Consider the following 21,569-nt stretch of genomic DNA (forward strand, 5'->3'; position numbering starts at 1 on the left):
CGCGCCGCGCGCGGGCCAGCATCGAGCAAACCAAGCACAGAGACCGAGAGATGGAAAGACTCCTCAGGAAGATCGAGCGCCGCGAGGCAAACGTTGTTGTGGTGGGCGTGGGCTACGTCGGCTTGCCGCTCGCGGTCGAGCTCGCCAGGGCGGGCTTCGCCGTGACGGGCTATGACAAGGACCCCGAAAAGGTGCGACGGCTCGGCCGCGGCGAATCGTACATCGACGACATCGGCTCCGCGGAGCTCGCGCCGCTCATCGACGCCGGAAAGCTCAAGGCGTCCGCCGATCTGGGCGTCCTGGGCGCCGCGGACGCCGTCGTCGTCTGCGTGCCGACGCCGCTGAGCAAGAACAAGGATCCGGACATGAGCTTCGTCACCCAGGCGATGGAGGAGATCGCGGAGCGGCAGCACGCCGAGATGCTCATCGTGCTGGAGTCGACGACCTACCCGGGCACGACGCGCGAGGTGCTCGCGCCCACGCTGACGCGCGGGATCTACGAGCTCGGCAAGGACGTGTTCGTCGCCTTCAGCCCCGAGCGCGTGGATCCGGGCAACGCGCAGTGGAAGACGCGCAACACGCCCAAGGTCATCGGCGGAATGACGCCGGCGTGCCTCGCCGTGGGGAGGGCCCTGTATGGGGCGATCATCGATACGCTCGTGCCGGTCGGCAGCACCGACACGGCCGAGATGGTCAAGCTCTTCGAAAACACGTTCCGCGCCGTGAACATCGGCCTCGTGAACGAGGTCGCGCTGATGTCGCGGCGGCTCGGCGTCGACGTGTGGGAGGTGATCCGGGCGGCGGCGACAAAGCCCTTCGGCTTCATGCCCTTCTATCCGGGGCCGGGGCTCGGGGGGCACTGCATTCCCATCGATCCGCTCTACCTGTCCTGGCGCATGCGCGGCCTCAAGTACCAGGCGCGGTTCATCGACGTCGCGGACAGCATCAACAGCGCGATGCCGGGCGAGGTCGTCTCCCTGGTGCAGGAGTCGCTGAACCGGCACAAGGTGCCGGCGAACGGCGCAAGGGTGCTCGTCTCGGGCGTGGCCTACAAGAAGGACGTCGCCGATTACCGCGAGTCGCCGGCGATCGACGTGATCCACGGCCTGCGCAGCCTGGGGGCCGAGGTCGACTACGCCGATCGGCACGTGCCCGAGGTCCGCGAGCACGGGCTGGAGCTGAGGAGCGTGTGCCCGAGCGTCGACTACGGGCGCTATGACGCGGTGGTGGTCGTCACCGACCACTCTGACACCGACTATGCCCGGATGCTCTCGGAGTCGAAGCTCATCGTCGACACGCGCGACGCGCTGCGGACGCTGGACGGCGACAAGTCCAAGGTGGTGCGCCTGTAAGCCGGGGCGAGCCCCAGCGGGTCTCCCAGGAGGTCGACGAGCAGCCCTCCCCGTGAGCTCAGCGCCGCCGCTCCCTCGGCGCGGGGCCCTGCATGCAGTGAACCAGGGCGTCGCGCAGGTTCGCGAGGGTGTTGATCCTCGAGAGATCCACGCCGAGCGACACGATGGTCTGCGCCACCTCGGGCCGGATGCCCACCACGATCCCGCGCACCCCGAGGAGCTCGACGGCGCGGACGAGCCTCACGATGTGATCGCCCGTGCGGTGGTCGATCCCGTCGGCGCCGGTCAGGTCGATGATGGCAGAGCGGCAGCGGGTGCGCATGATCGCCTGGAGCAGCACCTCCATCATCTGCTCGGCGCGGCGCTCGTCGACGGACCCGAACACCGGCATGGTGATCACGCCCTCCCAGACCTCGATGATCGGCGTCGAGAGCTGGCGGATGGCCTCCTGCTGCCGCTCGATGATGTCGAGCTTGTCCAGGAGCACCGCCTCCGCCCGCTTGCGCGCGGTGATGTCGCTGAGCGAGCCCGCCATGCGCGTCGCCCTCCCCTGCTCGTCCCAGAGCGCCTGCCCGCGCGAGCAGAGCCAGCGGAGCTCGCCCGCGGCGGTGCGGCGCCGGAACTCCACGTCGTACGGCGCGCGCCGCTCCAGGTGGCCGCGGAGCGCGGCCTCGACCCGGTCCCTGTCCTCCGCGTCGACGAGGCCCAGGAAGGACTCGATGGAATCGCCGAGCTCGCCGTCCCGACAGCCGAGGATGTCCTTGAAACGATCGGAGTAATAGGCGCCCCCGGCCGCCAGGTTCCAGTCCCAGAGCCCGTCGCGCGCGCCCAGCACGGCCAGGGCGAACCGCTCCTCGCTCTCCTTGAGGGCGATCTCGGCGCGCCGGCGCTCCGCCCGCTCCGCCACGTCACGCAGCGAGCGCTCGATCGCGGGGGCCAGGCGCCTGAGCTCGCTCTTCAAGACGTAATCGTCCGCGCCGGCTCGCATCACCTCGGCGACGATCGTCTCTCCGATGCTGCCCGAGACGATGATGAAGGGCAGATCCAGCCCGCGTTCCTTGATCATGCGGAGCGCCGCCAGCGAGTCGAACCGGGGCATGCTGTGATCGCAGAGCACGACGTCGTACGCCTGCCGCGAGAGCGCCTCGGTCATCCCCTCGGGCGTGTGCACCCGCTCGTGCGACGTGTCGTAGCTCCCCCGCTTGAGCTCGCGCAGGATCAGCCGCGCGTCTTGCTCGGAGTCCTCGACCAGGAGGACGCGCAGCGGCGTGCCCATCTAGGACGCGCTCCCCGGCCGCGCGACCGCGTCCCTCCGAGGGGGGTCGTGGCCCGCGCGAGCTGCCCGCGCGGCGCCGCGCGCGTTGTCATCGACGAGGGGGTTCGTTCCGTGGTCCATGGCGATCCTCGCGAACAGATGAGATCCCGGCCTAGAGCGTGAAATAAAACGTCGCTCCCTGGTCGACGGCGCCCTCGGCCCAGATGCGGCCTCCATGGCGCTCGACGATGCGATGTACGGTCGCGAGGCCGACGCCGGTCCCCGCGAACTCCTCCTCGGTGTGCAGGCGCTGGAACGCGCCGAACAGCTTCGCGGCGTACCTCATGTCGAACCCGGCCCCGTTGTCGCGCACGAAATACGTCGCGCGGCGGCCCCGCTGCTCCTCCTGCGCGCCCGCCATCTGCCCGAGCTCGATCCGCGCGTCCGCCCGCTTGCTCGTGAACTTCCACGCGTTGCCGAGCAGGTTCTCCAGCACGATCCTGAGCAGCTGAGGGTCGCCGTCCGCCGCCACCCCCTCCGCGACGACGCACGCCACGGCGCGATCCGGCTCCGGCCGCTGCAGCGCGGCGAGCACCTCGCGCGCGAGCGCGCTCATGTCGACGCGCTCGCGCTGCATCTCGGCGCGCGTCACGCGCGACAGCCTGAGCATGTCATCGATGAGCTCCGACATTCGCTGGCTCCCCCGCCGCACCTCCGAGAGCAAGTCGCGTGCCTCCTCGTCGAGCTTGTCGCCGTAATCCTCGATCAGCGCGAGGCTGAACCCGTCGATGACCCGGAGCGGCGCGCGCAGGTCGTGAGAGACGGAGTGGCTGAACGCCTCCAGCTCCTTGTTGGCCACCCGCAGCTGCGCCGTCCGCTGCTGGATCCGGAGCTCCAGCTCGCTGTTGAGCTCCCGGAGCGCCTCCTCCGCCCGCCGCCGCTCGGCGTTCTCCCTCGACAGCTCCGCGTAGAGCCGCGCGTTCTCCAGCGAGCTCGCGGCCTGTGACGCCAGGAGATCCAGCGTCAGCGCCCGCTCCGGCGTGAACGCGCCGGCGGTCAGGTTGTTCTCCAGGTAAAGGAGACCCACGAGCGTGGCCTGCCGCAGCAGCGGGATGCACAGCACCGACTTCGGCCGGTTCAGCCGCACGTACTCGTCGTCGGCGAACCGCGGCTCGCCCGCCGCATAGTCGAGCACGACGCGCTCTCTCGCCCTCCGGACGTGCCCGAGCAGGGTCATGGGCGCGGCCGACGAGGGCAGCGGCGCCGCGGGGTTGCAGACGCTCACCGCCGCGCCGGCGGCGGACGCCTCCGCCTCGAGGAGCAGCGCCCCCGCCTGATCCCGGAGCAGATACCCCTTCTCGGCCCCGGCGTTCTCGATCGTGATCCTCATGAGCTTCTGGAGCAGCCGCTCCAGATCGATCTCGTCGGAGAGCGCCTGGGACGCCTTGATGACCGCCATCAGATCGATCGCCGACGGCCCCGCCGGCAGCCCGAGCCGGTCCGGCGCCGAGGGCGGGCGCGCGGCGAGGAGGGCGCCGTATCGCCCCTCGAGCTGCGCCACCTTCGCGGACGCGCCCCACGCGCGGTAGCACCGGTGGGCGTCGGTCATGTAGACGCCGGCGACCTTGTCCCGGCCGAGGCCGAGGTAGAACCTGGCCGCGAGCTCGCTCGCGAGCGCCTCGTCGTGCACGAACCGGTTCGTCTTGGCCGCCTCGATCGACCGATCGTAAAGGTCCATCGCCTCGATGAGGCGCCCGGCGGCGCGCGCCTCCTCCGCCTCGATCAGGAGGCGCTTGTGCTCGAAGTTCTCGGGGCAGCCCGCGGCGTACGAGGAGACCTTGCCCCGGTAGCGGGCGAGCATGCCGCCGAGCGGCTCCCGGGCGGCCTGCGCCGGGGGCAGCGCCAGGATCGCGAGGCACAGGTGAAACGCCATGTCGACCGACAGGATGAGGCCCGCGCTCCCGCCGATCGTGTGGTCGGCGATGGTCCCCATCTCGATCGCGCCGGCGTAGTCCTCGGCGAGCAGCGCCAGCCGGAGCTTGGCCGCGGCGTACCAGCACAGCGTGCTCACGAGCTCGGGCGCCATGATGCTGTCCACGAAGGCCGGCTCGTCCAGCGTCTCGTCCCCGATGGAGTGGAGACCCGCCGTGCGCCCCCGGAGGCAGGCGACGAGCTGCCGCCCGATCGTCACGTTCGCCGTGCTCGCCGGGTTGTACGTCTGCCGCACCAGGAGGAGGAGCTTCTCGATCTCCTCGCCGACCGCGCCGAGCTCGTCGCCCAGCGCGACCCGCGTCCAGACGATGTTCGAGAGGGTGTACGACAGATAGTTGAGATCGCCCGACTCGGGCCCTGCGCGCATGGCGCGCCGCGCATGCTCGAGCGACAGACGGAGCGACCTCTTGCAGAAGCTCACGTTGAGCGCGAACATGTAGTGGAGCCGGCATTTGATGGAGATATTGTTGTATCTCTCGTTGAGATCCAGCGCGAGCTGGCCGAACTCGTGGGCTGCGTCGTACTCGCCGCGCGTGGCCAGCACGAAGCCGTAGGTCAGGTATCCGAAGGCGGCTTCCTCCGAGTGCCCGTGCTTGAGGGAGATGTTCGCCGGCATCACGCAGACCAGCGCGAGCAGCACGGGGTTGATGATGAACGCCACCCCCCACAGGTTCGCCAGGATCTTGAGCGCGATGAGCTGCTCGGGATCGGTCATCGACGGCGCATCGATGAGCTCGCGGATCCGGCGCCCGCCGAGGTTCACGCGCACCGCCGCGAGCTCCGCCTCGAGCGCGGCCTGGCACTCGTCCCCCGCCTCCGGCACGCGGATGCCGAGGAGCGCGAGCGCCGCGCGCCCGACGTCCATGGCCTGCACATACCGGATCTGCATGCAGTAGAGGACGACCCGCAGGTTGAGGATCTGCGCTCGTTCGAGCGTCGATCGCGCCCGCCGCAGGATGACGTCGAAGAGCGCCTCCGCCTCCTCGTGGCGGCCGATCAGGTACTCGCACTCGGCGAGCTCGGCGGAGAGCTCGAACGTCGTCGCGTACTCGTCGCCCCACCCGTCCTCGCCGAGCAGCGCCGCGCCGGCCCGGAAATACCCGACCGCGGTCTGGAAGGCGGTCGCGGCCTTCGCCCGCTTGCCGGCCGCGAGGTTCAGCCGCGCGACGTCCACCTGCTCGCCGCGCTCGGTGATCAGCGCGGCGCCCAGGTTCGTGTGGTGGACGATCTGGAACACGTCCTCCACGTGCCCCTCGTCCGCGCGAGAGCGCCTGAGCAGCCTGCCGATCTGCAGGTGGACCTCCTGCCGGCGGTCCTCCTCGATCATCGAATACGCGGCCTGCTGGACGCGGTCGTGCAAGAACTTGTACGAGATCCGGAACGCGTCGAGGTCGTGCTGGTCCTCGACGTCCTCTCCCCTGGGCGCGTGGAGGAAGCGGTACTCGGACGTGAGCGGCACGACGTACCCTTCGCGGAGCGCCTCCCACAGATCGGCGGCCGTCGCGGCGGGCGTCTTCTCGTGGATGATCGCCAGCGTCCTCAGCTCGAACTGGTGGCCCATGCACGCGGCGAGCTTCAGGATGCGCTGCGTGCCGGGCGCGAGCTTCCGGATCTTGCCGACCATGAGGACGACCACGTTGTCCGTGATGTCCGCCCGCTGGATGCGCGCGAGATCCCACTCCCACGCTCCGGTCCCCGCGTTGAAGCCGATCAGCTTGTCCCGGTGGAGCGCCCCGAGGAGCTGGCTCATGAAGAACGGGTTGCCCTGCGTCTTCTCGAAGACGATCGCGGCGAGGGGCGCCACCCGGTCCGCGTCGGTGACGAAGGTGTCGGCGATGATCTGGGCGACCGTCGGCGGCGCGAGCGGCTTCAGCGTGATCTCGCCGAGCTTCGCCCCCGTCTTCCGGATCTCCTCGACCGTCAGCGCGAGCGGGTGGGCCGGGCCGACCTCGTTGTCGCGGTACGCCCCGAGGACGAGGAGATACGCGTTCTCCGGGTTCGCGAGGATGGCCTGGAGCAGCCGAAGCGACGCCGAGTCGGCCCACTGCAGGTCGTCGAGGAAGAGCACCAGCGGGCGCTCCCTCGTGGCGAAGATCCGGAGGAAGCTCTGGAAGACGATGACGAACCGGTTCTGCGCTTCGGTGGGCCCGAGCTCCGGCACGCCCGGCTGCGGCCCCAGGATGGCCGAGAGCTCCGGGATCAGGTCGATCATGAGCTGCGCGTTCGGCCCGAGCGCGGCGAGCAGCCGCTCCTTCAGGCCCGCGAGCTCCTCGTCGGAGCCCTGGAGGCGCCCCCGCATGAGGTCCCGGAAGGCGTTCGCGATCGGCGCGTACGGGACGCTCCGGTTCAGGAGATCGAACTTGCCCGAGATGAACGCGCCGCCCCGCGCCGCGATCGGCTTGTGGACCTCGTTGACCAGCACCGATTTGCCGATGCCCGAGAAGCCGGCGACCAGGAGCAGCTCGACGCCGCCCTGGCCCACGCGATCGAACGCGAGCAGGAGATCCCTCGTCTCGGCCTCGCGGCCGTAGAGCCGCTGGGGGATGTGGAGCTCGCCGGAGAGGTCGCGCTGGCCCAGCGGGAAGGGCGCGATCCGTCCGCTCGCCTCGAGCTGCGCCAGGCACTCGCGCAGATCGACCGCGACCCCGAAGGCGCCCTGGTAGCGGTCCTCCGCGGCCTTCGCGAGGAGCTTCATCACGATGTCCGAGACCACCCTCGGGACCTCGGGCGAGACCTCGTGAGGCGGCGCGGGCCTCCTCGCGATGTGGCTGTGCACGATCTCCATCGGGTCCGACGACGCGAACGGCAGGCGGCCCGTGAGCGCCTCGTACAGCACGACGCCGAGCGAGTAGAGGTCGGTCCGGTGATCCAGGGTGCGATTCATCCGGCCGGTCTGCTCCGGCGACATATAGGGGAGGCTCACCTCGATCGCGTCGGGGCTCTGGGCCGGCTGGATCTCCTGGGACAGGCGCGTCGCGACGCTGAGGTCGCTCAGCCTCGCCGCGCCCGTGCGCACGTTGACGAGGATGTTCCTCGGATTGATGTCCTTGTGGATGACGTGCCGGCGATGGAGCGCGTCCAGGGTCTCCGCGACGGAAGCGGCGATCCTGAGCGCCGTCCGGAGGTCGAGCCGCTGCGCTTTGAGGACGTCGTGGAGCGCCTGCCCGCCGAGATCCTCCATGACGAGCGCCAGGCCGCCCTCGTGCCGCTCGAGGCCGTACGCCGTGACGACCCCGGGCAGCCCGAGGTCGCGCATCATCATGTATTCGTAGCGGAGCTTCGCGACCTCTCGAGGGCTCTCGTGGGAGCGCTTGAGGAGCTTCACCGAGATCGGCGCATGATCAGAATTCCGGTAACCGCGGTAGAGCGCGGTATCCAGACCCGATTGGAGCTCCTCCGTGATTGTGAACCGGCTCACGCAAACCTCCCGCGCCCGCGATCGAGCCCGGCTCGAAGCTGCCCGCGCGCTGGAGGCCGATGTAGCATCCCCCGAGCGAAGACATCACCCAGGCCCACAGACACTACAGGCGGCCACGAGCGCGTGGCGGCGTCCGAACCGGCAGGACCGAGGCCCCCTGGTCAGGAAGCCATCCTATTCCGGTTGTCCGGGCTCAAACAAGTGGGAATGCGAACATTCCGAGCGGTGCCCGTCATGAGGTCGTGTCGGCGCATGAAGGCAGCGTCCGGCGGCGCCGAAGCGGAAGAGCTCGCCGCACGACGGGCCTACAGGGGCTCGAGGAAGCGCTGGTGCACGTACTTGGCGATCTTCTTGCCGGTCCTGGCCCCGACCTCGCCCGAGCCGCGGTAGTGGATTCCCCCCCAGACGCGGGCGTTGATCACCCCCTCGACGGCGTCCTTGAGGGAGTCGAACACGATGTCTCCGCACGTGTTCGTCCCGACGAGCGGCTCATCGAGGTCGCCGCCGCCGAAGAACTCCATCAGCGCATACAGCGTCGCGCCGCTCACCATCGGGTGGCCGGCGGGGTATTCCTGGTTCGGCGAGGTGGTCATGAGCGGCCTCCAGTCCGAGCCCGGATGGTAGTCGTTGATCGAGGTGATCGGCCGCCAGAAGTTGTAGTGATTCTTGCTGTTCACGTTGGAGATCATGGCGTCGGCCTGGGTGAGCATCGCGAGCGCGAACACCCGCGCGGCCTCGTAGTTGTCCAGCTCGAAGTCCGAGACGAGCTGACGGGTGAACGCGTACGTGCCGCTGAAGACGAACCCGTCGCAGGCCTCCCACCAGAGGGCCTCGAAGGCCTGCTGCGGGGTGCGCACCGTGCTGTCCACGGCGCCGTAGGCGCGGGTCTCCTCCATGTCCCTGCGGAACGCGCCGTTCTTGGGGCGGGGCGGCGGCGGGGGCAGGAACTGGTCGTTGTCGCGCATCGTCCAGGGGGTCATCTCCCCCCACCAGAAGAAGAACGGCTGCGACGTGCCGGGGAACGTGTCGGCCGGGTCGAGCATGACGTACTCCCCCGGCAGGCCCGTCATCGGGTCGTTGTCGCCGTCGTTGTTGGGCCACTCGAACTCGAGATCATCCGGGTTGTTCCACCCGTCGCCGAGGCGCTCGTTCCACAGGTGGATCGCCGCCGCCTCGCCGATCCGGATGCCCTCCTCTTTCTCCGGGCCGTCGGGGATCGCCGAGAGCTGCGCGTCGTAGACGGCCTCCACCATGGGCAAGAGGTCCTGGAGGCCCGGGTTCGCGAACTCCGGCGGGAGGCTCTGGTTCGAGTAGAAATCGATGTACGTCGCCAGCATCGTCCGCCCCGCCGCGGCCAGGGCCGCCTCGGGGGAGGCGGGCCCCTCGGCGTCCACGGGCGGCAGGTAGGTCTCGTAGCGCGCGGTCTCGGGGATCGAGTTGAGCGCGTCGTGAATGGAGACGTGCAGGAGCGCCGAGAGCCTCGACGCCATGAAGAACCCCGTCAGCGGCTCCATCTGCGCCATCACCGTGTTCCAGTCGCGGACCTCCTGGTTGGCTCTGGCGTCCTCGGACCACACGATCGCGGCGACCGACATCGCCGCCGAGAGCAGCCCCTTCCATCGACGCCCTCCCACACCTGCGTTGTGTGGGGTACACGCGTCCTTTTGGTCATGTCCGGACAACAGCATCGAACACCCCCTGGCAAGATCAGGTGGTTTGTCGCACACGAAGCGTGCGACCCCCCCGATCCTGTGCATACGATGTCCGTCGCGACCTGTAAATTCAATCCACGACGTTTTTGAGCTCTCTTTGCACCCTCGCGGGCGCGCGCGCTGTCCCCGCGATCGAGCGGGCGCGCGCACACGCGCGCACCACCTGCGCGGACGCATGCTGCATTCCGGTGCTGGACGAGGCGCCGCTGTCGTTTGCGCGATCAGCGCGGGGAGATCTGCTCGCGCGGCGATCCGGCCGGGCGCGTCACTGCGCCAGGTACGCCTCCACCTCCGCGGCGCGCCCCTTGGCGTGGGCGATCAGCGTGGCGAGGCCGTTGTCGAAGTCCGCGGGCGACGCGAGGTGCGTGTGCCCCTCGATCTCGCCCTCCGGCCCGACGACGTACGGCGCGATGAGTTCGTGCGCCGCCTTGAACCACGCCTCGGCCGCGGCCGGCTCGTACTCCACCTCCGCGGCCTGCTTCACGTAGTCGCGGTAGATCTCGAGGTAGACCGGGTCGTCGAGCAGGTAACGGATGAGCGGCCACTGCTCGGTCACCTGGGACATGTCGAGGGGCAGCGCCGGCATTGGGGTCACTCCTCCCGCGTCGCTATCGATGAACGCGAACGTGTGGTCCCACGGGATCCACGTGAATTGCCCGCCCTTGTTCGGGTCCGAGTAGAGGTAGTAGTTGTGCGGCAGGCGGCCGTACACGTCCCAGTCCTCGATCACCGTGTTGAGCGCCAGCCAGTGGAGGAAGCCGTCGACGTCGAGGCGCGCCTCGAGCCCCGCGCGCCAGGCGGCGGCGTCGGTCCTGTCGGCGTGCAGCGCGTCGAACAGCGCGCGCGCGTCCGAGAAGTCGGCCTCTTCCTCGTGGTTCTCCTTGACGAGGGTCTCGGGATCCCAGGTCTCCCACCGCGCGCCGGTGCCGTCGGGCTTGTAGACGTTGCCCTCGTGGCCGCCGAAGTGCCTGTCGAGGAACGAGTCGTCCGACGGGACCTCGATCCCGGTATAGAGCCCGAAGTAGACCGGCCCCTCCCCGTGATCGATGAAGACGCGGTAGAACGCGGTCGCGGGCGCGGGGATCCCCGCCTTGGCGAAGATGTCGGTGCCGAGCTTCTCGCGCAGGAGCGACGGATCCAGGTAGCTGCTGGTGAACGCCAGCCCGTCGAACCCGTAGAAGCGCTGATTCTTGGTCTCGGGATAGTCATCCTCGAACCGGTCGAAGTTGAGGCGCAGCGGCAGCTTCCAGTTCCCCGCCCCCCAGGGCAGGAGCAGGCTGGCGTTGCCCCGGAGGCGGATGCCGACGTGCTCCCATTTCCGATCCTCGGTGGCGACGTCGCACTCGACGTAGACCGGCGAGCGCGGGATGAGGTCGACGCTGCTGATGAGCCCGGGGTCGCCGCCCACCCCTCCCGGCCCGGACGGCATGCAGGCGAGGCCGACCTCTTCCTCGGTGCACGTCCCCGGGGTCGGGGTCCCGAAGATGTCGACCGTACAGGGGTCGGACGCCGCGAGATCGTTGCAGGCGTCGATCCAGTCCTGCGGCGGCTCGAACTCGCCGGGATCCGGCGGCTTCGGCTGGCAGGTCAGGCCGCCGGGGAGCTCCCCGCACGTCCCCTCGGCGGGGGACCCGAAGAGATCGACCGTGCACGCGTCGCCGGCCACGAGCCCGTTGCAGGCGTCGACCCACTCCTGCGGCGGCTCGAATCCGCCGGGCCCCTGCGCGCCGAACTCGCCGATCATCGACGTCATGTCGTCGATCATCTCCTGCCACTTCTCGGGCGCGATGGTGATGTCGATGCGGGGGACCCGGTCCTGCGGGAACGCGCGGTCATAGTCGGGCTCCTCCTTGAGACTGCCGCCCGCGCCGCCGTCGCCGCCGGCGCCGTCCCCGCCCGCGCCGTTCCCGCCCGTGCCGTTCCCGCCCGTGCCGGTCGTGCCGGTTCCACCGCCGCTCGCGCCGGTGCCTGTCCCGGACGCGCCGGGATCCTCGGATCCGCCGCAGCCCACGAGGGGCGCGGCGGCGAGCGCGGCGAAAGGCAAGAGATAACGCAGACTACGTAGGTTCATCGATCGCTCCTCGGCTCGGCGGTCCGAGGCGATCTTATGTCAACAATGCTTCGATCGCGTGACAAATGCGTCCGCGGACAGCGCTGGGAACCGGCTCAGGCGCGGCGAGAGTGGATCTTTCCAGGCAGGGCGAGGTGGGGTTTTCTACTGGAGCTGGGGTGGAATTTTCCACGCGGGGTGAGCTGGGCGTTGCGTGGCAGGACGGCGGCGCGGGCGCTCGCTCACAGCAGCGCGGCGCACGCGCCGGCCGACGCGACCGACACGCTTGCCGCGTTGGCGGCGCACGCGTTGCTGTACGTCTTGCCGTCGCAGCCGCAGACCGGGTCGTACTGCTCGGTGCACGCCTCGGGGATGGGCGCGCAGGTGCACGGCGCGCCGGTCGCGCCGCAGCTGTCCCCGGGCGCGAAGTCGCAGAAGGACCCGCGCCCGCACGCGCCGCCGCTGCCGCCGCGCAGCAGCTCCGGGGCGGGAGCGCACGCGCCGACCGACGCGACCGACACGCCCGCCGCGTTCGCGGCGCACGCGTTGCCGTATGTCTTGCCGTCACAGCCGCAGACCGGCCTGTACTCCTTCGTGCACAGCGCCGGGATGGGCGCGCAGACGCCCGTCTGATCGGCGAAGCCGCACTGGGCATCTCTCGCGTAGTCGCAGAATAAGCCGGGCTTGCAGGCGAGGCCGGGGAGCCCGATGCAGGCGTCGCCCTCACCCCCGCCTGTCCTCACCTCCTGCGATGCGGATTCTGTCGCTTCGGAGGCGCCGTCGGCCACCTCCACCTGACAGCCCGCGGCGAGCGAGACCATCGAGAGCGCGAGCCAGACGATGGATGCAAAGCGATTGATCTGGAGTCGACCCTGAACGTTCATGATGTTCCTCTTCCTCTCCTGTCGCCTCGCCGCGCCGCGACGAGATCTCGAGACCATCGCCGCGGCGCCGCGGGCGCAGGCTCCACTTAGCAGGAGCCGCGCCACGCGCGTTTCGCGGCCTGCGCGCGCCGCCGCAGCGTCCGGGCCGCCCGCATTGGGCAGCGCCGTGCGCAAGTGAGCGAGGGCTTGCCCAACTTGCGCGGCGGCGGGGGCGCGCCTCGGCCACGCGAGGCCACGAGGCGGCGCGCGGGCCGGGGAGGCTCGAGGCGAGATGCACGCGGTGCATCCCGCGCATGCCGCCTTCGCATTGGAAGGGCAGCCCCCCGCGACCTACATGGCTCAGTACGCCGCGGCGCCGCGCACCAGCGCGGCGCGACACGGCGCAACCCGGAGATCACGAAGATGGCTTGGTTGGACGTCATCCATCGAAATTCCGCCTGCAGCGACGCTGGACGGCGAGATCTTGCGATTGCAACGCGGCCCGCGAGGGCGCCGCGAGGGCTGCTCTGCGCCGGTCTGCTCGGCGCGCTGCTCGGCGGCTGCGGCGGCGAGCCCGCGCCCCTCGAGACGACGGGATCCAGCGATGTGCTGTCGCACCAGGAGGCGCTCGTCGCCGGCGACCTCTCGGGGCTGGAGCACGCGTGGGAGACGGTCCCGAGCGTGGTGCGCAGCGACGGATCCGAGGAGTTCGTGCTGGAGGTAGACCCCGTGGACGACGTGGTGAGCGTCGAGCTCACCGGGCTCGAGTTCCGGATCGAGGGCCCGAGCGACCTGACGTTGCGCGACGACGGCGTGGGCGCCGATCGCGTCGCCGGAGACGGCATCTTCACGGTCGGGCCGTTCCGCTTCGACCCCACGCCCTCGATTCCCCTGCCCACGCATTACGAGGGGAGCCCGGACAGCCCGGCTGGCCTCTATGCCGTGGAGCTCGGCGACCTGGTGATGACGAAGGCGACGGGCGAGACCGTGGCGTTCTTCGTCCGCCCCCAGGTCGGCGCGCTCTCGCCCAGCGTGCCGGTCGCGCCGCGGCGGGTCCTGAGCCCGAAGTTCCGCGCGGCGTCGCACCTCGTCGAGGTGCGGGACGGGCGCGGCGACAGCCAGCGGTTTCTGCGCGGCGCGGGCGGCGACGCCGCCGGCATGCTCTCGGACATGTACGAGGTGGTGCCGGACGTCTTCGACTTCGCGGTGCTCTCCGCCACGTCGCACCTCGAGCGGCCCGGCAGCGTGAGCAACGGCAACTCGGGCGTCCACTCCGCCGTGAAGATCGACTATACCGGGATCGGGCGCGATCCGGTCGACTACTCCCAGTCCTATTACAGCAACCGGCTGAAGGGCGTCGCCGTGCTGGACAACCTGCGCCGGGGCTGGCTGAGCAGCAACTTCGTGCACGAGCTCCTCCACCAGTGGGGCGCTTACCTCCCCTACAGCTTCGGCATGACCGACGGCTTCCATTACGAGCCGACGACCAGCGCGGCCAGCCTGCTCGGCGGGATGGAGTGGATCGACAACGGAAACGGCACCTTCACCCTCGACTGCGACAGCAACGGTCGCGGCGGGGCGACCACCGCCTCGCCGCTCGATCTCTACATGATGGGGCTCATCCCGGGGAGCCAGGTCCCGCCGCTCCGCAGGCACGGCGGCGGCCTCTTCGACTACTGCGACATGGTGATCCCCTCGGTCCAGGCCACCGTGACGATCGCGCAGATCCAGGCGCAGCTCGGCGTGCGGACCCCGGGGCCGGCGACGGCCCAGCGCGACTTCCACATCGCGTTCGTCGTGGAGGCGCACGGCCGCGATCTCACCGACAGCGAGCTCACCTTCTTCAACACGCTGGCGGAGTTCGCGACCCGGCCGGTGCCGGCGGGGCAGCCGAACCCGAGGCTCGACAGCAACTGGGTGCCGATCACGCGCTATTTCGGCAACGGCACGACCTGGCGCACCGACATCCCCGACACCCCGGCCAACCCCGGCGCCGTCACGGCGAGCATCCAGCTGAACGCCGACTGGGCGACCGGCTACTGCGCCAACGTCACCGTGACCAACGGGCGCAGGTTCGGTATCTGGGGGTGGGAGACGGTCATCGACCTCGGGCAATCGACGGTCAACTCGAGCTGGAACGCCAGCTTCGCCTTCGACGGGAGCGAGATGACCGCCACGAGCACGTCGTCGAGCGGCCTGCTCAACACCGGCGCGTCGACGTCGTTCGGGTTCTGCGCCAACAAGACCGGGGCGGCGTGGCAGCCGCAGGTCGTCAGCGCCAGGCAGCTGTGACGCGCAGCGCGGCCGCCCGCCGGCGCGAGGCCCCGCCGCGGCGGCTGCGCTAAGCTCCCCCGCGATGCCCGCGCTCATCCATCGTCCCGGACCGCCGCTCGACGACTTCGTCGACTGCTTCTGGCTGTGGGACGGCTACACGGCGCCCGCGCCCAGGGAGCGCGCGCTCCCGTCCGGCACGCTCGATGTCATCATCAACCTGCGCGAGGATCGTCTCCGCATCTTCGATCGCGACGATCCCGAGTCGTTCGAGCGGTTCCCCGGGATCATGATCTCCGGCGCGCACGCGGGGCACTTCGTCATCGACACCGCGCCGGGCGCGTCGGTGATGGGCGTGCATTTCAAGCCAGGCGGCGCGTTCCCCTTCCTGGGGGTCCCGGCCGGAGATCTCGAGGGGAGGCACGCGGCGCTCGACGCGCTCTGGGGCGCGAGCGCGGCCCGGCTCCGCGAGCGCCTGCTCGAGGCCGGGTGCGCGGCGGATCGCTTCTCCGCGCTCGAGGGCGCCCTCCGCGCCAGGGCCACGCGGCCGCTCCGCCGGCACGGCGCCGTCGCGCTCGCGCTGCGCGCCTTCGACGATCCGACGCTCCGCGCCGTCGCCGAGGTCAACGCGCGCACCGGGTTCTCGCCGAAGCGCCTCATCGCGCTCTTCCACGACGAGGTCGGGCTCGGCCCCAAGGCGTTCTGGCGTGTCCGCCGGTTCCAGGCGGCGCTGCGCCTCATGGACGGCCGGCGGGGCGCGCGCGGCGGGGCGCGCCGGGCCGTTCGCGGCGCCGAGATCGCCGCGGAGCTGGGCTACTTCGATCAAGCGCACCTGAGCCGCGAGTTCCGGGCGTTCGCCGGTCTCGGCCCCTCCGCGTACCTCGCCCAGGAAGTGGAGCGCCCCAACCACGTGCCGCTGCGCGGGTAAAAATATCCAAGACGCTCGCGGCGGTCGCGCTCAGGTTTCGGCTCTCCTCGACACGAGAGAAAGGAAGAGCTCATGAACCCCGTCGCTGTCACCGCCTTGCTCGTCGCCGCGATGCGCGCGGAAGAGTCGAAGCGCAAAGATCGCCTGTTCGACGACCCCTTCGCGCACGCGCTCGCCGGAGACGCCGGGTACGCCGCGCTCCGCGCGTACCGGGACGCGGTCGGCCCCTCGATGCCCATCATCGAGGTGCGGACTCGCTGGTTCGACGAGGCGCTCGCGCGCGCCGCCGCCGCGGGCGTCGCCCAGGTCGTCCTCCTCGCCGCGGGCATGGACGCGCGCGCCCACCGGCTCGCGTGGCCCGCAGGGACGCGCGTCTTCGAGATCGACCAGCCGGAGGTCATCGCGCACAAGGCCGGCGTCCTGGGGACGCGGCCCCCCGCGAGCGAGCGCGTGGCCATCGCCGCCGACCTCGCCAGCGACTGGCCCGCCGCGCTCCGCGCCGCGCGGTTCGACCCCGCCGCGCGCACCGTCTGGCTCGTCGAGGGCCTGCTGCAGTACCTCGACGCGCGCGCGGTGGAGACGCTCATGGCCCGGATCGACGGGCTCTCCGCGCCGCGCTCCGTCCTCCTCTACGACGTCGTGGGCAAGTCGCTGCTCGAGTCGCCCGCGCTCGCGGCGGCGCTCCGCAGGATGGCCGAGCTCGGCGCGCCGTGGATCTTCGGCACCGACGATCCCGCGGGCCTCGTCGCGGCGCATGGCTGGGACGCCGCCGTGGTCGAGCCGGGCGAGGTGGGCACGCGCTGGGGCCGCTGGCCCATCCCGCCCGCGCCCGCGGGCGCGCCGCGAGGCCACCTGGTCGAGGCCATCAAGCGTTGAGCCCACCGAGGCGCCCCACGCCGCCGCGCCCCGGCCGGCGCGGCGCGGCGCGCGTCACGGTCGCTCGGCGGCGGGCGCGAGCGTCCGGTAGACCGCGTCGATCGCAAACGCGAGGTAGGCCCGGCTCTCGGCCCGGTCGAACCCCTGGTTCGAGAGGTGCTGGTGGAACGGCCGGAAGTGCAGCGCGCCGAGGAAGAGATCGGCCGCGTGCTCCGCGGAGACCGCGCGCAGCAGCCCGCGGGCGATCGCGCGCGAGAACCACGCGGCCACCTCGCGCCGCGCGCGGACCGGCGGCAGGTCCTCGCGCCGCTCGGCCATCGACTCGACGGTCATGCCCGCCGATCGGAGCACCGCCAGGCACGGCACGATGCGCTCGAGGTACGCGGAGATCTCCTCGCCGAGCTCGAGGAGCTGGATCCGCGCGTCCCGGTCGTCCGGGCCCGACCGGGCGCGCGCCATCCACGGCGGCTCCAGCGGCGGCTGCAACGCCGCGCGCAGGAGCTGCTCCTTGGTGCCGAAGCGCTGGAACAGCACGCCGTGCGAGATGCCGAGCCGCTCCGCGATGACGGTCGTCGAGACGCCGGCGCCGTGCTCCAGGAAGCACGCGCGCGCCCCGTCGAGGATCTGCGCGTCCGTGATGTTCCGCGGCCTTGCCATTTATAAGTATCCTGATACTTATCGTGTTACGGGACAATGACTTCCTGGTGACGATTCTCACAGAACGCTGACGCTGGCGGCTCGAGCGAGGCGCGGCCCGGAGGGCGGGCGGACGCCGGGGAGCTCGGGGCGCGGGTGCAGCGACCTTTCTTGGCCAAAGGAGGCGTCTGATGCTTGTTCATCGCTTGAGCCAGCTATCCCGAGCCGATCTTCCCATGGCGGGCGGCAAGGGAGCCAACCTGGGTGAGCTGCTCCGGCTCGGGCTCGCGGTACCGCCCGGGTTCGTGGTGAGCGCGGGCGCCTATGCCGAGCAGGCGCGCGCATGGGGGCTCGCCGAGCGCCTGGCGGCGCACCTCGAGGCGAGGCGCTGGGACGACGCGGCCTCGGCGGCGGCGGAGCTCTTCGAGGGGGGCGCGATGCTGCCCGGGCTCGAGGGCGCGGTCCGCGACGCCTACCGCGAGCTCGGCGCACCGCCGGTCGCGGTGCGCTCCTCGGCGACGGCGGAGGACCTCGCCGACGCCTCGTTCGCGGGCCAGCACGAGACGTACCTCGACGTGGTCGGCGAGGACGCGCTGCTCGCCGCGCTGCGGCGGTGCTGGGCGTCCCTCTGGAGCCCGCGGGCCCTCGCCTACCGGGCAGCGCGCGGCGTCGATCACCTGGGCGTCCACATCGCCGTCGTGGTGCAGCGGATGGTGCCGGCCGAGTTCGCCGGCGTCCTGTTCACCGTCGATCCGGTGGCCCAGCGCGCCGACCGCATGCTCCTGGAGGTCGCCCCGGGCCTCGGCGAGGCCGTGGTCTCCGGGCACACGACCGGCGATGTGTACCGCCTGCGGCGCGCGCCCTTCGGCGGGGCCGCGGCCAACGGCGCGGGCAAGCCGAACGGGGCCGCGGCCAACGGCGCGGGCAAGCCGAACGGGGCTGCGGCCAACGGCGCGGGCGAGCCGAACGGGGCTGCGGCCAACGGCGCGGACGACCTCGCGATCGAGGACCGCGACCGCCGGGAGGCCGGCCGCCCCGCGCCGAGCGACGACCTGGTGATCGAGCTGGGCCGCCTCGGGCTCCGCCTCGAGGCCCACTTCGGCTGCCCGCAGGACGTGGAGTTCGCCATCGCCGGGGGCTCCCTGCACCTGCTCCAGTCGCGCCCCATCACCACGCTCGGCACGGCCGAGATCGAGCCCCTCCCGCCGCCCCCGCAGCTCAACCGCCTGCAGCGGAGGATGCTCGAGGCCAACGACAACGACCGGTTCCCCGTCGCCCCGAAGCCGCTCGATCAATGGGCCTTCCGGATGACGCTCCCCGCCCTCGTGCGCATGGTGCGCTTCCTCGGGCTCGACGTGGACGAGGACGAGGAGCGCGCGTGGGTCGACCAGCTGTGGCGCCCGATCTTCATCCCGCCGCGGGTGCGGCCCACCCTCCGGCTGCTCCGGCTGCCGCGGAAGGTCGCGGCCAGCCTGCGCTACGACGCGATGGCGTGGTGGGAAGGCGACGGGCTCAAGCGGCTCCTCGAAGCGTGCGCGCCGGTCGATCTCCGCGCGCTGGACGACGCCGCGCTCCTCCGCCGCGCCGACCGGATCGCGGAGACCTTGACCGCGGTCCTGGGCGAGCGGTTCGAGCGGAGCGCCAGCCAGCTGGCCGCGGTCGCCCTCCGCGTCCCGGTCACCCTCGCCGTGGGGTCGAAGCGGGCGGCGACCGTCATGAGCGACCTCGTCTCGGGCGTGCACACCCGGACGTCCGACGTGAACCTCGCGCTGTTCCACCTCGCGCGCCGGGCGGCGAGCGCCGGTCCGGAGGTCGCCGGCGCGATCCGCGAGGGGCGCCCGGAGGCGCTCCGCGCCTCGGAGGCCGGCCGCGCGATGCTGGCCGAGGTCGAGGCGTTCCTGGAGGAGCACGGGCACCGGGAGAGCGCGGGGCTCTACCTCTCGGCGCCGACGTGGCGCCAGGATCCCGCGCCCCTGTGGGGGCTCCTCCGCGGCCTGCTCGACGCCGCCGAGCCGCCGTCCGAGGAGGCTGGGCTCGCGCGCTACCAGGCGGCGCTCGAGGAGGTCACCCGCGCGCTCCGCTTCGTGCCGGGCCTGGCCGACGCGTTCCGCCGCACCGTCGAGCGGCTGCGGAGCGCGATCGCCTTCCGGGAGCGCACGCACTTCGATCTGGTGCGCTCGTACTCCGCGCTCCAGGCGATCGTGGCCGAGATCGCGCGGCGCCTCGTCGAGCGCGGGCACCTGCCGAGCTCCGACGACGTCTTCTACCTGACGGAAGCCGAGGTCCGGGCGTGGCTCACGGGGACGGCGCCGCCGCTCGACGAGGTGAAGCGGCTCGTGCAGCGGCGGCGCGCCACGTACGGGGTGGTCAACGCGCGGTGGCAGCGGACGGCGTTCGAGATGGGCGGGGGAGGCGCCCCGGGCGACGAGCTCCGCGGCGTCGGGGCGTCGTCCGGGGTGGTCCGCGGCAAGGCGCGCATCGTGCGCGACGCGGGCGAGTTCGAGCGGCTGAAGGCGGGGGAGATCCTGGTCTGCCGCTACACGAACCCCGCGTGGACGCCGCTCTTCACCCTCGCCGCGGGCGTCGTGACCGACACCGGCGGCGCGGTCTCCCACGCGGCCATCGTCGCGCGCGAGTACGGGATCCCGGCGGTGCTGGGGGCCGCCGGGGCGACCGAGCGCATCACGGACGGCCAGGAGATCCTCGTGGACGGGACGGAGGGCCGGGTGACGCTCCTCCGCCAGGCCGGCCGTCTGGGCGATGCGGACGAGCGCGGCCGTGGCTGAGGCCTCGTCGCGCCTGCCGGTGCGGCTGCTCGCCGCGATCGCGCTGTCGGCGGCGCTCGCGCCGCTCAACTCGACGATGGTCGCCGTGGCGCTGCCGGAGATGGCGCGCACGCTCGGCGCCGACTCGGGCGCGCTCCGGCAGGCGCTCGTGACGAGCTACCTGCTCTCGGGCATCGTCCTGCAGAGCCCCGGCGGGAAGCTCGGCGATCGCCTCGGCCACCGGCGCGCGCTCGGGCTGGGCCAGCTCGTGCTCTCGGTGGGGGCGGCGCTCGCCTATCTCTGGCCGGTGGTCCCGGCGCTCGCGACGGCGCGCGTTCTGATGGCCGCGGGCGCCGCGATCGTGGTCCCGAGCGCGACGGCCCTGCTCCGCACGGAGCTGCCGCCCGAGGTGCGCGGGCGCGCCTTCGGCGCCTTCGGGGCGGTGATGGGGGTGGCGGCGGGCACCGGGCCGACGATCGGAGCGCTGCTCGTGGGGTCGTTCGGGTGGACGTCGATCTTCCTCGCGAACGTCCCGGTGCTGCTCCTCTCCGCCGGGCTCGCGCACGTCGGCGCGCCGCCGCGCCCCGCGGCCGCGGCGCCGGCCGCGCCGCGAGCGCGCTTCGACGTCGTGGGCTCGGCGCTGCTGGGCGGGTCGCTCGTCGGGCTCGCGCTCGGCCTCGAGGCCGCCCACCTCCGCTGGGCCGCGGCGCTCGGCGCGCTCGGCCTCGTGCCCTTCGTGCTCTGGGAGCGGCGCGTCGCGGATCCCGTCGTCGACTTCTCGCTGTTCCGGCGGCGCGCGTTCGTCGGCGGCAGCCTGATCATCGCGCTCCAGAACTTCGCCATGTACGCGACGATGTTCGAGCTGCCGCAGGTGGCGGGGCGGCTGTTCCACGTCGGCCCGCGCGACGTGGGCACGACGCTGCTGGCCATGATGGGGACGATGGTGGTCGTCTCGCCCTTCGCGGGGCGCGGCTCCGACCGCTTCGGACCGCGCGCGGTGGCGCTCGCCGGCTGCTCGCTCGCCCTGGCCGGCATGGTCCTGCTCGCGGCGCGGCCCTTGGGCGCGCTCTCGGACGCGATCCCGGCGCTCGTGATGCTCGGCGCCGGCCTCGGCCTGACGTCGGCGCCGTCGCAGTCCGCGGCGATGAGCGACGTCCCGCGGGAGAAGAGCGGCATGGCCGCGGGCCTCACCGCGACGATGCGCTACCTCGGGGGCATCGCCGGCCTCACCGTGCTCGGCCTCGTGCTCACCGACCGCCCGGAGGGCGACGTGGTGATGCGCGAGCACACGATGGCCACGTCGATCTTCGGCGCGGCGCTGCTCCTGACGCTCGGCTGCGCCTTGCTCCTCCCCGGCCGCTCCGCAGCGCCGGCGGCAGCCGCGGGATCCCGGTAGAGCGGCCTGCCTCGCGAGGGGGCGGCGCGCCGCGCGCGCGGCGGGCCCCTGGGAC

Annotated in this window: 12 protein-coding genes; 6 read left to right on the forward strand and 6 right to left on the reverse strand. The window is 71.7% G+C overall.

The annotated features are described in order from the left end of the window. Nucleotides 1-50 precede the first annotated feature (50 nt). On the forward strand, nt 51-1,352 hold the full coding sequence (locus tag WME83_RS24695; RefSeq protein ID WP_437321733.1) for a nucleotide sugar dehydrogenase: 1,302 nt from the start codon (nt 51-53) through the stop codon (nt 1,350-1,352). 58 nt (nt 1,353-1,410) lie between these two features. Here WME83_RS24695 and WME83_RS24700 read toward each other — a convergent pair whose 3' ends face one another. The 5 genes from WME83_RS24700 to WME83_RS24720 form a co-directional block, all read right to left on the reverse strand. Continuing rightward, entirely contained in the window at nt 1,411-2,628 is a 1,218-nt protein-coding gene (locus WME83_RS24700; RefSeq protein WP_437321734.1) for a PAS domain-containing protein, read from the reverse strand. 151 nt (nt 2,629-2,779) lie between these two features. After that, a complete protein-coding gene (locus tag WME83_RS24705) occupies nt 2,780-8,017 on the reverse strand; it encodes an AAA family ATPase (protein ID WP_437321735.1) in 5,238 nt (1,745 codons plus the stop codon). Nucleotides 8,018-8,322: 305 nt separating this feature from the next. After that, on the reverse strand, nt 8,323-9,651 hold the full coding sequence (locus WME83_RS24710; RefSeq protein WP_437321736.1) for a hypothetical protein: 1,329 nt from the start codon (nt 9,649-9,651) through the stop codon (nt 8,323-8,325). A 343-nt stretch (nt 9,652-9,994) separates the two neighbouring features. Next, nucleotides 9,995-11,800, reverse strand: a complete 1,806-nt coding sequence (locus WME83_RS24715) for a CotH kinase family protein (protein ID WP_437321737.1) — start codon at nt 11,798-11,800, stop codon at nt 9,995-9,997. A gap of 221 nt (nt 11,801-12,021) precedes the next feature. Further along, nucleotides 12,022-12,663: a Kazal-type serine protease inhibitor domain-containing protein gene (locus tag WME83_RS24720; protein WP_437321738.1), complete on the reverse strand. Its 642-nt coding sequence runs from the start codon at nt 12,661-12,663 to the stop codon at nt 12,022-12,024. Between the two features lie 585 nt (nt 12,664-13,248). Here WME83_RS24720 and WME83_RS24725 point away from each other — a divergent pair. The 3 genes from WME83_RS24725 (at nt 13,249) to WME83_RS24735 (ending at nt 16,717) form a co-directional block, all read left to right on the forward strand. Beyond that, nucleotides 13,249-14,934, forward strand: a complete 1,686-nt coding sequence (locus WME83_RS24725; RefSeq protein ID WP_437321739.1) for a cellulose binding domain-containing protein — start codon at nt 13,249-13,251, stop codon at nt 14,932-14,934. A gap of 64 nt (nt 14,935-14,998) precedes the next feature. Further along, nucleotides 14,999-15,841: a DUF6597 domain-containing transcriptional factor gene (locus tag WME83_RS24730; protein ID WP_437321740.1), complete on the forward strand. Its 843-nt coding sequence runs from the start codon at nt 14,999-15,001 to the stop codon at nt 15,839-15,841. A 72-nt stretch (nt 15,842-15,913) separates the two neighbouring features. Next, on the forward strand, nt 15,914-16,717 hold the full coding sequence (locus WME83_RS24735; RefSeq protein ID WP_437321741.1) for an SAM-dependent methyltransferase: 804 nt from the start codon (nt 15,914-15,916) through the stop codon (nt 16,715-16,717). A gap of 54 nt (nt 16,718-16,771) precedes the next feature. Here WME83_RS24735 and WME83_RS24740 read toward each other — a convergent pair whose 3' ends face one another. Continuing rightward, on the reverse strand, nt 16,772-17,374 hold the full coding sequence (locus tag WME83_RS24740) for a TetR/AcrR family transcriptional regulator (RefSeq protein ID WP_437321742.1): 603 nt from the start codon (nt 17,372-17,374) through the stop codon (nt 16,772-16,774). Between the two features lie 170 nt (nt 17,375-17,544). On the opposite strand from WME83_RS24740, the gene WME83_RS24745 reads away from it, so the two are divergent. Both WME83_RS24745 and WME83_RS24750 read left to right on the forward strand, forming a co-directional pair. Beyond that, nucleotides 17,545-20,139, forward strand: a complete 2,595-nt coding sequence (locus WME83_RS24745; protein ID WP_437321743.1) for a PEP/pyruvate-binding domain-containing protein — start codon at nt 17,545-17,547, stop codon at nt 20,137-20,139. Beyond that, entirely contained in the window at nt 20,132-21,514 is a 1,383-nt protein-coding gene (locus WME83_RS24750; protein ID WP_437321744.1) for an MFS transporter, read from the forward strand. Before WME83_RS24745 ends, WME83_RS24750 begins: the two co-directional genes overlap by 8 nt. Nucleotides 21,515-21,569 lie beyond the last annotated feature (55 nt).

The organism is Sorangium sp. So ce385, assembly GCF_051474135.1.
Lineage (GTDB): Bacteria > Myxococcota_A > Polyangia > Polyangiales > Polyangiaceae > Sorangium > Sorangium cellulosum_D.

Bases quoted from the DNA above. Each gene is read 5' to 3' on its own strand.
- WME83_RS24745 (WP_437321743.1), top strand. From the start codon at position 17,545: ATGCTTGTTCATCGCTTGAGCCAGCTATCCCGAGCCGATCTTCCCATG.
- WME83_RS24715 (WP_437321737.1), bottom strand. From the start codon at position 11,800: ATGAACCTACGTAGTCTGCGTTATCTCTTGCCTTTCGCCGCGCTCGCC.
- WME83_RS24700 (WP_437321734.1), bottom strand. From the start codon at position 2,628: ATGGGCACGCCGCTGCGCGTCCTCCTGGTCGAGGACTCCGAGCAAGAC.
- WME83_RS24730 (WP_437321740.1), top strand. From the start codon at position 14,999: ATGCCCGCGCTCATCCATCGTCCCGGACCGCCGCTCGACGACTTCGTC.
- WME83_RS24740 (WP_437321742.1), bottom strand. From the start codon at position 17,374: ATGGCAAGGCCGCGGAACATCACGGACGCGCAGATCCTCGACGGGGCG.
- WME83_RS24695 (WP_437321733.1), top strand. From the start codon at position 51: ATGGAAAGACTCCTCAGGAAGATCGAGCGCCGCGAGGCAAACGTTGTT.
- WME83_RS24720 (WP_437321738.1), bottom strand. From the start codon at position 12,663: ATGAACGTTCAGGGTCGACTCCAGATCAATCGCTTTGCATCCATCGTC.
- WME83_RS24735 (WP_437321741.1), top strand. From the start codon at position 15,914: ATGAACCCCGTCGCTGTCACCGCCTTGCTCGTCGCCGCGATGCGCGCG.